Source organism: Bacillus bruguierae (assembly GCF_037104725.1).
Taxonomy (GTDB): domain Bacteria; phylum Bacillota; class Bacilli; order Bacillales; family Bacillaceae_G; genus Bacillus_A; species Bacillus_A bruguierae.
On record NZ_JBAWSX010000002.1, the window covers coordinates 205,652 to 218,808 of the forward strand.

A 13,157-nucleotide genomic window follows, 5' to 3' on the forward strand; every position below is an offset into this window, starting at 1 on the left:
TTACTGTAAAGGAAGTGTGTGAATTTCATGTGAACTTTTCGTGAAATTAGGACAATTTATTTGATTACTTTCACTTTTGGCAAATGAAAGTAAAAGACAACGCCATTTTCTTTATTATAAACACCATAATTAGCATGATGCAATTCTAAGATATTTTTTACGATAGATAGTCCAAGACCAGTTCCGCCTGTATGACGGCTACGTGATGCATCTATTCGATAGAAGCGATCCCATATTTTATCTAAACTTTCTTCGGGAATCGGTGTACCGTTATTTTCAATTTCAACTTTTATGGTTTCTTCATACTCACTGACAGATACTTTTACTTGTTCTCCAACTGGTGTATAACGAATCGCATTGCTTAATAAATTGACGACAACTTGTTCAATACGATTTCGGTTTGCTTGTACATAAATAGTGGAATCAAATACAAGTTCTACCTGTAAGTTTTTTTCTTCGATGCTAAATAATAGCTTAGTATATACTTGTTGAATCAACTCTCCTACCGAAAACTTTTCCAATTCTAATTTATATGTGCCAGACTCAAGTTTTGCAAGTTCTAGCATTTCGACAATAAGGCGGTTCATGTTATCAGTTTCTTCTAAAATAACGTCAGTATAATACGTAGTGTCGTTACTTACGCCATCTTTAATGCCTTCAGCGAAACTGCGGATTACACTTAATGGTGTTTTTAATTCATGTGATACGCCAGAGATAAATTCTTTTCTTGTTTTTTCTAGTTGTCGTTCTTTTTCAATATCTTGTTGTAGCTTTGTATTTGCTACATGTAATTTATCAATTCGGTCCTTTAAATTTACAGAAAGAGAGTTAATGCTACTTGATAGACTTCCTATTTCATCCTCTGTTGATATAGGGAGTTTTTCAGAGAAATCAAAGTTTGCCATTTTTTTTGTAACACGATTCATTTTAATAAGCGGGTTTGCAATGATTTTTGAGTAATAGAACGATAATAAAATAATGACAATAAAGACGATAATTAACGCATAAACATAATAATCTTTCAAAACAAGCATAGCCTCATTAACAGGCTGCAATGATGTCATTGCAAATGCAAATTCTTTTATTTCCCCATTTGTGATAACGGGTTTAACAAAAATCTGACTTTTAATTTCGTTTTCTCCGCCGAGTGTATATGTTGTCATTTCACTCGCATTCGTTTTCCCTAATGCGACAGAAAGTTCCCAATGCTGGATGCCTTGCATTAATGTATCTTTATTTGCAAGACGAATATCGTTTGGAGAAGGAATATGCAATTTTGATATAGTACCATCAAATTTGTTAACGCTATTACTAAAATCTTTTGTATATAAGTTTCTTTTGACGTCTGTAAGCTGAATGCCAAATAGCTTCAAATCTGAAATGATATTATCATTTTGCCATGTTTTATTATCAGCAGTAGTAATTGCAACAGGAATAATCATATTGTTTTTTAAAATACCTTGTACACTGATTGGGTCAGATATTTTTAATCCTAAATTGATAAACGAAGAATATTCAGGAATTGTGAAAGTATTATTCAATGGAATAAAAAGTGTATTATTAAATTTATCAACAATTTCAATGTGATAATTTTTATCATCTTTAATAATACCATTGCGGTCTAACAGGACGAGTTCAGCGTTTGTTTTTTCATAAAACTCTTGTTTAAACTTTGAAAGCTCTTCGAAGGTTCCATTGCTTTTTTCATATTTGTTTACAAATTTTTCGAAATTAGTCTGGACCGTATGAACTTTCTTATTAATATAAAATTTCTCTAAAAACAGTGATTGTCCAACGAAAAAGAGTAAAAATGTAGCAGTAAATAACGCTGATGTTAATAAGAAAAGCTTAAACACAATACTTCGTTTTTTCACTTTTTCACCTCATAAGCTGTAAATTCCATAATCGTCATTTTATTATAGCAAACGAATAAATATAGTAGGAGAGAAAATCTGTCGCATGCTGAGATAGTTTATTTCAAAAGGTCATATATAGTAGAGGGATAAAAAAAGAACTTGCCAGACGTATGACAAGTTCTTATCGGATTTATGATTGAATTGCTGCATCTAATGCAATTTCAATCATTTCGTTAAATGTTGTTTGACGTTCTTCAGCAGTTGTTTCTTCACCAGTAAAGATATGGTCACTTACTGTTAAGACAGATAATGCATTTACACCGTATTTTGCAGCTAATGTATATAGTGCAGTTGTTTCCATTTCAACAGCTAATACACCGTAGTCGCCAAGTTTTTTAACCATATCCATGCTTTCACGGTAAAATACATCGGCTGTTAGTACATTACCAACGCGGACGTGTAACCCTTTTTCTATACCAGCATCGTATGCTTTCTTTAATAAATCAAAGTTTGCACATGGTGCAAAATCAAATCCAGGGAATGTTAAACGATTTATGTTAGAGTCGGTACAAGTAGTCATTGCAATAATAACATCACGTACCTTTACGTCTTTTTGAATTGCACCGCATGTTCCAACACGAATTAAATTTTTTACACCGTAACTTTGAATTAGCTCGTTTACATAAATAGAAATAGAAGGAACTCCCATACCTGTACCTTGAACAGAGACGCGTTTTCCTTTATATGTCCCTGTAAATCCTAGCATGCCACGTACATTGTTGTAGCATGTTACATCTTCTAAAAAATTTTCTGCAATATACTTTGCACGTAAAGGATCTCCAGGTAATAAAATAGATTCTGCGATTTCGCCTTCTTTTGCTCCGATATGAACGCTCATATAAAATCCTCCTTGTTATGTAACAATCGATATTACTAAATATCTATCTCACTTTGTAGTATACACGAAGTAGAGCGTTTACAATAGTATATTTCTATTTATCTAACTATTTGGTCAATAAGATGCCACCTCAAGATTCAGGGAGAAGCAACACTTCTGATGGAAGTTTCACTGTATTACCCTTTCATGGGATAGGAAAAAGTCCAGACTGCTTGCCAGGCCAGATGCTCTTGTCCATTTAAAAAGAAAGTGGTTTATATGTCATTTTTTCAATTTGTATTTATATATTTTCTTGCAAATATAGTAAAACTTCTATTCATAGAGAGTGTTTATTATCTGCTTCAGACAGAATGAATTGTGCTCTAATAGATGTTTTTTTACGCAAAAATAATCTGAATTGTGTTACAATTTATTAAAAAATAGATGGGTGATTTCATGAAAAATGTTATTATAGGAGTTATTGCTTTGCTTCTTATTGTTCTTGGTGGATTTTATATGAAAAAATATAAAAATAGTGAAGAAACAACAGGACAGATACAACAAGTAAAGTGGCAACTGCATGATATGGATGTAAATGAAATCGTGAATATTACATTTGAATTACAAAATAAAAAAGGAACTGAAATTCGCGGTGTAAACGATCATATTCGAATGTTTATTGTGGACAAGCGGTTAACACAATCATATCAGATGAGTCCAACTTTTGTGGGGAATGGTTCTTACAAAGCTACTCATCAGTTTAAAAAAGAAGGAGAATATACAATTTTTCTATATGAAGAAACAGGAGATACAACAAAACAGTTCGCTGAAAAAAACATAACAGTAGGAAATAAAGTGGTAGAAAAAAAACAAAATCCAATTACTGCGGATACGGTATTAACGAAAAATATTGGTCCTTACAGAACATCGCTTTTATTTCGTACGTTATATCCGCATGAAGAAGAAACATTAACATTTCAATTTCAAATAGGGAAAGGGCAAAAGCTAAAGTTTCGCTCCAATACGGGAGAACGTGCTGAATTGCGTATAGTGGATGAAGGGCGACAGCATTTTCTATATGTTGTTCCTAATAATGATGAGGAACAATTACAATTTCGCGTTATGTTTCCGAGTGAAGGGATTTATAAAATATGGGGTACTTTTTATATAAACGGAAAGAAATATGAAGAACAGTTTACATTACAAGTTCAGAAACGAAAAGACAGCTAAGTTTTAGCTGTCTTTTCGTTTTCCGATTAATTTTGTTACAGCGAGCATCGTAATAGGTAAGGAATGATTTTTACGAAATGCTAAATACTTCCCGCTCCATGTTGGTTTATATTTTTCTTTGAAATGTCGCAGGCCGCTAAAGCTATATGTATAACGAACGTTATTAAAAATGGCTGCTGCAACGCGCTCTGACCAAAAGGATTGCGCTGATAATCCAACATTAGAAAGTGGAGCCATTCCAATATTAAAGCAGTAATAGCCATTTTCTTTTGTCCATTGGAATAAATGAATGAACATAGCATCCATAATTCCGCCTGGTGCATTAGGATAATAACGCATCAAATCAACAGATAATTCACCATCTTGGTATACAGGCATAAATGTTGTAAAGGCAATAATTTTACCATCAGCATCAGAAAGTGTTGCAATGGGCGCACGGTTTATATAATCACGATCAAAATAACCAAGAGAGAAGCTTTTCTCTTTTTTCCCCCCAAGCCATGCATCTGATACTTTTTTTAGTTCATCATACAATTCATCTGTAAATGGCGGCTCGTGAATCGCAAAAGTGTAACCTTCTCGCTCGAAGCGGTTGAAAGTGGCACGCAATCCAGCTCGTTTTTTTCCTGAAATTGTGAAATCATTCAAATCGACAACTGCTTCTTCACCAAGCTTGAAGAAGTTATAACCAAAATCATGATATAAACTCATCCATTTACTTTCAACTTGATAAAATACACAAATATAGCCGAAACGATCCGCCTCTGTTAGAAATTCTTCTAAAACTTTACGAAAAGAAGAAGGTTGTCCGATTGGATCACCGAGTACAATAAGACGTTTACCTGCAGACGCAAACTGAATCATTGCTTTTCCGTCGCTACTGAAAAAGAATTGCTTATCCCCTAAAAAACCAAGGTGACTTAACACGTTTCCACCGTATTCATCTAAAAAGTGCTGTAGTCGTGTCATATTGGCTGGTTGCCCGGGAAATTTATTTCGATAACGATTGGCGATAATAGAACCAATTAGTAGAAAGCTTGGTACAAAAAAAGCTGCTGCAATTGCACTGCGTTGTACTTGTTTAATATTACGAACAACAAAATCAGGTTTAAATACTTCTTTGGCTTCCGCAAATTGTACCCCAAGTTTTTTGTAAAGATACAATGTAATAAGTAAAAAGAGACAAACTTTTACTACATCTGAGAATGAAACCGCGATTTGTTCTCGAACAAATCGTTTGCGAATCATATATAGTACAGTAAGTACAATGAGTAAGATAAAGGTTTCTTCTAAATCAATTCCTTTTAGTGTATTGAAAATCGCTGCTCCGATTAGAGATACAATCGTCATATAATAGGAGCGTTTCGTGCCGTGATAAATGCCGCGTGATAAAATAACAAGTAAAATACCAAATGTTAGCGATAGACTAAAGGAAATTTGTACAAGGTGTTTAGGAACTAAAATATGCAGTGCATGAGCGCGTCCAATACTTGTTGGGAAAATGGTGGAAAAAATCACCATGAGTCCTGAGAAAATTGTTAATGCAGCAGATGCCCAGGAACCTAGTTTTCCTAGAAAATCACGTTGTAATGTCCAAATGACTCCGGTTGTTTCAAGGGCAGGTGCAATGAACGGTTTATCTTCAAATTTTTTTAAAGCAGCTCCTGTCATTTCAAATGCTGCAAAAATTAAACCGAGCCCAAAGGGTAAAATATAATATACAAGGCGGTATAATAACATAGCAGGGAGCAATACACCTGTATCTACTCCATATTGTCCAATCCCTGTTAAGAAAACAAGATCGAAGGAACCAAGGCCTCCTGGTACAAGACTCACAACGCCAGCCAAAGCTGCAATGACGTATACACCAAGAAACTTAGGGAAGTCTATCTCAATTCCAAATAGAAGTAAGATGACATACATGACTATGCCTGCTGATACCCACTCTACCAATGAAACAAGTGAGTAGAGGACAGTTGGATTTTTTTCTACTTGCTCTTCTTCTTTTCTTTGTTTGCGATTTTTTATTTTGGAAATACCTATGTATAATGGAACAAAAAGAGCAAAAAAGATGAAAACAGGCCATAGCCAAGGTTTTTCATGTAAAATAAATCTTGTATCTAGTACACCAATAAGGCCGAGAAAAGATAATAATGCTAGTCCGTTAATAAAAGCCGTTGTCATCCAGGCGATACTTCGAATAAGTTTACCATTTTCTTGTACATAAGGACGATATAACATTGTACGTATACCTGCCCCAACAAGACCACCAAATCCTATAAATCCATTGAATGTATTAGCAGTCCAAGAAATGCGGAAAATCTTTTTAACTGGAATATCTGCTTGCAAATGCCGCAGCATAACAAAATCATAAAAGAACATTGTAGCAACAGCAAATGCGCCGAGTATAACAGCTAAGAAAAATCCACCGGGTGGAATGTGTTTAATCGTTTCAACTGCTTCTCGAAATGAAATACCAGATAGTTCTTTGCGTGCTTGAAAAAACACAATTGTTAATACAGCAAAGGGAAAAATAAATTTTCCGATTTGTAATATACGTTTCCATGAAAACGACATAAAGACAACTCTCCTTGTATAAGAAAACTGAGGCAATATTTTTATTATGACAAACTTCAATAAAAATAAAAAGAAAAATTCTTTGAAAATTTAGTTGTAATCTTTATATGTGTAAACATTCTCCACTCATAAATTGCTAAATTCGATGCAATGGAGAGCAAATGAGGTTTACAGGCTACAATGGCTATAAACAAAAAAATGTATTCAACCACATCATCAAACTTTTTACATTTCACCACTAATATGTAAGCTAGAATAGAAAAGGCACTACATGTTTTGTGCCGCTATTAATGGTCGGTAAGACTCTAAACTCAAAAATCTGAGAAATCCCACTTTATTTTGAAGCTTTTTTGAAAGAATTTACTTCTTTTGAAGGAAATTGGTTTTTAAAATCGAAAATCAAAACATATATTTGCGTGATGTTGTTCTGTAGTTATGTGGTAAAAATAGAGATAGTGTGAGAGGATTTTCATATTAATACGCTAAAAGACTTTTGCGTATATTTTGATGAAGATACAATTGGGGGAAGACATTTTGTAAAGAAGCTGATCCAAAATAAATACATAACAGAAAAATCAACTTTCAAAATCAGTTCAAATGGTGGGGGGAGAAACTAGCATGTCCAATTTAATGGTTGAAAACCAAACGCAGCAAGTAACTGTTTTTTTGGGAGAAGTAGTTGAAGTAATTACAAAATATGTGAACAATCATACGTTACCTTTATTATTAGAAGAAACACCAGAAGGCGATGAACAGTATTTTGCTGGATTGTTAGCTTCCATTCGACGCTTACTTGTATTTTGTGAAGAAGGCTTAGATGCTTGCTGCGTATTACTGAATAATAAACCGTTTAGGAAAAATGCAGCGGAGAGAACGCTATATAAAATTTATCATCAAGTGATTGCAGAGTTTTTTTCACCCAAAAATGATCATTGGTATGAAAATAGTCGATCAGCTTATACAGGAAAGAATTCAATTGCGTTTCAAAAGCAACCTCCTTTTTCCATTGAACAAATGATGAAAGAGTTAGAAGGAAAATTCCAAATGTTGCGTGAAGAGTTAGAATATTATGAAACAGACTATCAAACGAAAATGATACAAAAATATTAACTACTGTAAGAAGTTAGGTAATTCCTAGCTTCTTTTGCTTTTTGAACCGTCATATACGACCGTAATTTTGAATACATTTAAAAAGGATATATTGATGGGGGTGTCATATGAGCCAGCAAGAAGTGTTCACTGATTACTTTCATGAAGTTGAAAGTTGGTGCGAAAGTGTTCTCCACGTATTAGATAGCCGGGCAACAGAAGTGTATGATGTTCATATGCTTGCATATAAAATTCAAATGCTATTAGATCGGATTAAAGAAAATGAATATGATTACGATGCAGAGTTTGTCTATGAAATTAGTGATGATGTCGAGCATATTCAACACTACTTACAAGAAGCGTTAATGTCTGATTCAGAACAATATGCATTATATGAAAGAAATTATGCAAGAGCTTCTGTACCAATTGGCGGACATACCTTGCCACCGCTTCCGTATCCGTATAATGCGCTAGAGCCTTATATCTCAAGGGAAATTATGATGCTTCACCACGATAAACATCATCGTAGTTATGTAGAGGGATTGAATAAGGCAGAGAAGATGATGGCAGAAGCACGAAAAACAAATCAATTTGATTTAATAAAGCATTGGGAGAGAGAAGCTGCTTTCCATGGTTCTGGACATTATTTACACACTATTTTTTGGAACAATATGAAAAAAGATGGTGGTGGCAGTCCGCACGGAGACTTATCGAGGGAAATTGAAAAAGGTTTTGGGAGCTTTTTACGTTTTCAAAAACACTTTACAGAAGCGGCAGCGAAGGTGGAAGGTTCGGGGTGGGCAATTCTCGTTTGGGCACCTCGTTCCGGACGATTAGAAATTTTACAAAGTACACTTCATCAATTATTTACGCAGTGGGATACAATCCCTTTACTAGTACTTGATGTATGGGAGCATGCATATTATTTGCAGTATCAAAACCGAAAGGAAGAATATATTAAGAATTGGTGGAATATTGTCAACTGGGGTGATGTAGAAAAAAGATTTCAAAGTGTAAAAGAACTTCAGTGGATACCATATTAGACGCATCATACATCGCGATGCGTCTTTTTTAATTGTCTTTCTATTCTTATGGAGTTAGTCTTGCATCTCAACTTCCATTCATATTTTAAAGGTCCAAGCATACACTTGTACAAAAAGTGCTAAAAAGGACGTGAATGCATGAGAGGAAGAGGGATCGTGATTGCACTTATTATAATATGTGCAAGTATGCTACCAAATGATACATATGCGCAAATGAATAATGTTAGTGCACGTAATGCGGTGTTGATGGAGCAGCATTCGGGGCGTGTACTATATGGAAAGTTAGAGCATGAATCTGAAAAAATCGCAAGTATTACAAAAATTATGACCGCACTTTTAGCAGCCGAATCAGGAAAAATGAAAGAAAAGGTATCCATTAGTAATACAGCAGTTCGGGTGGAAGGGTCAGCGATTTATTTAAAACCAGGACAGAAAGTACCGTTAGAAGATTTAGTATATGGCTTAATGTTGCGCTCAGGAAATGATGCAGCTCAGGCAATTGCAGAATATGTTGGCGGAAGTATAGATGGATTCGTTTATTTAATGAATGAAAAAGCAGCACAAATTGGAATGAAGGATACACATTTTTCTAATCCACATGGTTTAGACGGAGATGGAACACATTATTCTTCAGCATATGATATGGCACTGTTAACAAGGTATGCCATGGAAAATGAGGCATTTCGTAAAATTTTTGGAACGAAAACGTATCAGTCTGAAGTATGGGACTATCCATGGAAAAATAAACATAAGCTTGTTACTTCTATGTACGAGTATGCAACAGGAGGGAAAACTGGATTTACGAAAAAGGCAGGGCGCACACTTGTAACAACTGCATCAAAGGATGGGCTAGATTTGATTGTTGTAACATTGCAAGCTTCGAGTGATTGGGACGATCATATGTACTTATTTAATGAAGGATTTAAACAATATACAGCAACTACGGTAGTAGCGAAGGGCCCCCTTTCTGAACTGCAAGACAAAAAGTATACAAATCATATATATACGAAAAATGATTTATTAGTGCCACTAACGGAAGACGAAGCTAAAAAGGTTACATTGAAAATTGAATTTGATAAATCGGCCAAGCTGATAGATGGAGAAAAAGTAGGGCGTGCCGTTGCCTATTTAAATGATGAAGAAGTTGGAGAGCGTAACCTTTTTTATAGTAAACGGAAACTTATTGTGACTACAGGTTTGTTTTGGAAAGATTTTAAAGAAGTATTTTCTCACATGTTAGGTGTGGAAATAGATGGTTAATATTATATGGGTTGCGATGGCGGTAATTGGTATTGTATATGCAATGTTTAATGGAACGATGGATGAAGTGAATAAAGCAGTTTTCGAAGGTTCAAAAAATGCCGTAACCATTTGTATCGGATTGATTAGTGTTCTTGTTTTTTGGCTTGGTTTAATGAAAATTGCCGAGGAAGCTGGTCTGCTAAAGAAACTTGTTGCATTGTTTATGCCTCTTGTAAAAAAACTCTTTCCAGAAGTACCGAAGAATCATCCAGCACTAGGTTTTATCTTATCTAATATGATGGCAAATTTTTTTGGGTTAGGAAATGCAGCTACTCCGCTTGGGATTAAAGCAATGGAACATTTAAAAGAGTTAAATGGAGGAAGAGACTCTGCGAGCCGCTCTATGATAACCTTTCTTGCTTTAAATACATCAGCTATTACACTTATTCCCACTACGGTTATTTCGATTCGGATGACATATCACTCTGCAAATCCAACTGAAATTGTAGGCGCAACGTTTATCGCCCAAGTTTTATCTATGATTGGAGCTATTTGGATTGACCGTTATTTTTACCGAAGAAGAAATAGAAAGGGGAAGAAAAAATGAGCGTCGTTAATACGATTTCTTTATGGGTTATTCCATGTGTAATTGGATTTATTCTATTATATGGGACGGCAAAAAAAGTACCGACGTATGAATCATTTGTAGAAGGCGGGAAAGAAGGAATTCAAATTGCTGTATCTATTTTACCGTTCATGGTTGGTATGCTCGTTTCTATTTCAATATTCCGGGCTTCAGGCGCGCTAGATGCAATGATACATGTCATGAAACCAATGTTAGATGCTATCCATGTGCCAGCAGAAATTGTTCCCCTTGCACTTATTCGTCCTATTTCTGGATCAGCAGGGCTAAGTATTACAACGGATTTAATTGCCACATATGGACCAGATTCGTTTATTGGGAGGCTTGCGTCTACGATGCAAGGAAGTACAGATACAACCTTTTATATTTTAACAGTTTATTTTGGAGCGGTTGGGATTCGGAAAATGGGCGATGCCTTAAAGGTGGGATTATTTGCTGATTTAATTGGTATTGTGTGCTCAATTGTATTTGTTTCACTTATGTTTCAGTAATAATGGTTCATTTTTAATTTAAATTAGACTATAATACGGATACAGCCACTATTAAGAATGTGCTTAATAGTGGTTTTTTTATGGATTATTTTTGACAAAACCGTGAACATTTGTTGTAAGCAAAAAGAAGGGAGTAAATCATAATAAAGAGGAAAAATGTATTTTATTCCTTTATTAGCTTATAAAGTTGGCGATGTTGTTTATGGTAAGTAAGGGGAATTGTCAGCAAGGCTAGACAGTTGCCAAGTCCTTCTAATGAAGGTAAGATGAATTTGAGGTGAAGAAACGAAATGGAACGACTACAAAAGGTAATAGCGCAAGCAGGTATTGCATCGAGAAGAAAAGCAGAAGAACTCATTCAACAAGGGAAAGTTAAGGTTAACGGAAAAGTCGTGACCGAACTAGGAACGAAAGTGAGTGCACAAGATAAAGTTGAGGTAAATAATATTCCTCTCGAAAAAGAAACACCTGCTTACTTTTTATTATATAAACCAACCGGTGTTATTTCGAGTGTAACAGATGATAAAGGAAGAAAAGTGGTGACAGATTTCTTTGCGGAAATTCCACAACGTCTTTTTCCAATTGGACGATTAGACTATGATACGTCTGGTTTAATATTGATGACAAATGACGGAGAGTTTGCGAACATTTTAATGCATCCAAAGTATAAGGTTGACAAAACATACGTGGCAAAGGTAAAAGGTCAGCTAACTGGTGAAAAAATCCGCATGTTAGAAAAAGGCGTTATGCTAGAAGAAGGAAAGACAGCGCCTGCCCGTGTGAAAATTCTTTCTTGGGATAAACGTAAAGAGATTGCAATTGTACAATTGACAATTCATGAAGGAAGAAATCGCCAAGTGCGTAGAATGTTTGAAGCAGTTGGATGTAAAGTTATGAAATTAAAGCGTGAGCGTTATGCCTTTTTAGAGTTAGGTAGTTTACGCCCAGGGGATGCAAGAGAATTATCTCCTCATGAAGTAAAACAACTTCGTGCTCTTGCTTCAACGAAACCGAGATAGTACAGAATATAAAAGCTTCTATCAGTAAAGAAATTTTTGCTGATAGAAGTGAATACATATATAAATTCATTTTAATTTTTTGACATCTTTGTCTAGCTCTGCCTCCTAGGCCCTCATGTCTAAGAACCTTCCACACGAGAAGGTAAAAAACACCTTCTGTGTGAAAGAACCTTAGCCAATAGGCCTAAACAATCAGCGTCGCTTTTCCTTATAAGTCGCTGTTATGCAGAAAAATACATGACTGCTACTTGCTTTCTCCCTTTGTTTTACACCTTGCATGTGGCAGGAAAAGGACCTGACCGCTTCTATGCATGGCCAGACCCTCTTGCCTACCTAAAAAGAAGGTTTTATGTCGGTTTTTCAATTGGTATTTTTATAGAAAAGTTTAGTATGTGCTAAACTTCTTTATTTTGTTAAGGAAGGAGAGACACTGTGAAGAAAAATAGACTGTTATTTCGTGTAATTATATTGCTCATATTAGGAGGGGCATTAGGGTTTACGTTATATCAAAACTTTTTTGTTGATAAAGAGAAAGTACAAGTAGGAAAAGAAGCACCAAACTTCGTTGCCACTGATTTAGAAGGTAAAAAGATTACGCTAAAAGAATTGAAAGGAAAAGGGGTTTTCTTAAATTTCTGGGGGACATGGTGTAAGCCTTGTGAGAAAGAAATGCCATATATGAATGAACTGTACCCGAAATATAAGGAAAAAGGTGTTGAAATAGTGGCATTAGATGCAGACGAAACGGAACTTGCGGTGAAAAATTTTGTGAGTGGATATGGACTGAAATTTCCTGTAGCGATTGATAAAGGGCAAGAAATTTTAAATACATATGGTGTAGGGCCACTACCGACAACGTTTTTAATCGATAAGGATGGCAAGGTTATCGAAAAAATTACAGGTACACAATCAAAAGAACAAATGGAAGAATATTTAAAGAAAATTACTCCATAAGTGAGAAGAGTATAGAAAATCTATTCGTGCTCTTCGGTAATCGAGGTGCTGCACATGGATTTTCAGTACCTATCATGAGATTTCTGAGTATTTCGTTAATTACCTTAGAAACATAGATACATAGGAATAAGAAAAA

At 35.1% G+C, this 13,157-nt stretch carries 11 protein-coding genes; 8 read left to right on the forward strand and 3 right to left on the reverse strand.

Going from position 1 to position 13,157, the window contains the following annotated elements; genetic code table 11:
• Nucleotides 1-56: 56 nt before the first annotated feature.
• Together WAZ07_RS05195 and deoD are read right to left on the reverse strand one after the other, a co-directional pair.
• Complete coding sequence (locus WAZ07_RS05195; protein ID WP_336471597.1) at nt 57-1,874, reverse strand: sensor histidine kinase; 1,818 nt, start codon at nt 1,872-1,874, stop codon at nt 57-59.
• Nucleotides 1,875-2,046: 172 nt separating this feature from the next.
• Nucleotides 2,047-2,754 (reverse strand): purine-nucleoside phosphorylase, encoded by a 708-nt coding sequence (gene deoD / locus WAZ07_RS05200; RefSeq protein ID WP_336471598.1) that lies wholly within the window; start codon nt 2,752-2,754, stop codon nt 2,047-2,049.
• Nucleotides 2,755-3,189: 435 nt separating this feature from the next.
• Between deoD and WAZ07_RS05205 the strand changes: the two genes are divergently transcribed.
• Nucleotides 3,190-3,963, forward strand: coding sequence for a hypothetical protein (locus tag WAZ07_RS05205; protein WP_090915497.1), 774 nt, complete (start codon nt 3,190-3,192; stop codon nt 3,961-3,963).
• A gap of 3 nt (nt 3,964-3,966) precedes the next feature.
• Here the strand turns inward: WAZ07_RS05205 and mprF are convergent, their stop codons facing one another.
• The gene (gene mprF / locus WAZ07_RS05210) at nt 3,967-6,540 is read right to left on the reverse strand and encodes a bifunctional lysylphosphatidylglycerol flippase/synthetase MprF (protein ID WP_336471599.1); all 2,574 of its coding nucleotides are present in this window, start codon (nt 6,538-6,540) and stop codon (nt 3,967-3,969) included.
• A 618-nt stretch (nt 6,541-7,158) separates the two neighbouring features.
• Between mprF and WAZ07_RS05215 the strand changes: the two genes are divergently transcribed.
• The 7 genes from WAZ07_RS05215 to resA all read left to right on the forward strand — a co-directional run bounded on the left by WAZ07_RS05215 (nt 7,159) and on the right by resA (nt 13,021).
• Nucleotides 7,159-7,650: a DUF3907 family protein gene (locus WAZ07_RS05215; RefSeq protein ID WP_336471600.1), complete on the forward strand. Its 492-nt coding sequence runs from the start codon at nt 7,159-7,161 to the stop codon at nt 7,648-7,650.
• A 107-nt stretch (nt 7,651-7,757) separates the two neighbouring features.
• On the forward strand, nt 7,758-8,672 hold the full coding sequence (locus WAZ07_RS05220) for a superoxide dismutase (RefSeq protein WP_090915503.1): 915 nt from the start codon (nt 7,758-7,760) through the stop codon (nt 8,670-8,672).
• A 138-nt stretch (nt 8,673-8,810) separates the two neighbouring features.
• On the forward strand, nt 8,811-9,932 hold the full coding sequence (locus tag WAZ07_RS05225; protein ID WP_336471601.1) for a D-alanyl-D-alanine carboxypeptidase family protein: 1,122 nt from the start codon (nt 8,811-8,813) through the stop codon (nt 9,930-9,932).
• Nucleotides 9,925-10,521 carry a nucleoside recognition domain-containing protein gene (locus WAZ07_RS05230; protein WP_336471602.1) on the forward strand — a complete coding sequence of 199 codons (597 nt, stop codon included), beginning with the start codon at nt 9,925-9,927 and terminating at the stop codon, nt 10,519-10,521. The genes WAZ07_RS05225 and WAZ07_RS05230 overlap by 8 nt, the downstream gene beginning before the upstream one ends.
• Nucleotides 10,518-11,048: a spore maturation protein SpmB gene (spmB, locus tag WAZ07_RS05235; RefSeq protein WP_090915509.1), complete on the forward strand. Its 531-nt coding sequence runs from the start codon at nt 10,518-10,520 to the stop codon at nt 11,046-11,048. The genes WAZ07_RS05230 and spmB overlap by 4 nt, the downstream gene beginning before the upstream one ends.
• 290 nt (nt 11,049-11,338) lie before the next feature.
• Nucleotides 11,339-12,067 carry a 23S rRNA pseudouridine(2605) synthase RluB gene (gene rluB / locus WAZ07_RS05240; protein ID WP_336471603.1) on the forward strand — a complete coding sequence of 243 codons (729 nt, stop codon included), beginning with the start codon at nt 11,339-11,341 and terminating at the stop codon, nt 12,065-12,067.
• A gap of 432 nt (nt 12,068-12,499) precedes the next feature.
• Nucleotides 12,500-13,021 (forward strand): thiol-disulfide oxidoreductase ResA, encoded by a 522-nt coding sequence (gene resA / locus WAZ07_RS05245; RefSeq protein WP_090915513.1) that lies wholly within the window; start codon nt 12,500-12,502, stop codon nt 13,019-13,021.
• Nucleotides 13,022-13,157 lie beyond the last annotated feature (136 nt).